1 protein-coding gene is annotated in these 212 nt (G+C 34.4%); it reads right to left on the reverse strand.

Annotation, left to right across the window (positions count from 1 at the left end; genetic code table 11):
* Nucleotides 1–199 (reverse strand): hypothetical protein (locus tag L979_RS17140; RefSeq protein WP_369793006.1); only part of this gene is annotated, 199 nt, incomplete at its 3' end.
* Between the last annotated feature and the right edge of the window lie 13 nt (nucleotides 200–212).

The following is a 212-nucleotide window of genomic DNA, read 5'->3' on the forward strand; positions in this document are numbered from 1 at the left end:
ACTCTGTTTTAACTCTATCTGCTATATATCCTGAATATAGCTTGCCCTCGTACCAAATATCTACTAAGTCATTAACATACAAAGGAAAAAGTTCATTTTGATTAAAGAATAACCTTGTGACGATTGTAGAGGGAGAAATTTCAACCTTAATAGTAGACAACTCAGGAGGGTTTCCGTGGTCATCTCTATCATAAAACAATGTTTTGGTTGTC

The sequence above is a fragment of the Kocuria sp. ZOR0020 genome (assembly GCF_000800955.1).
Taxonomy (GTDB): domain Bacteria; phylum Actinomycetota; class Actinomycetes; order Actinomycetales; family Micrococcaceae; genus Kocuria; species Kocuria subflava.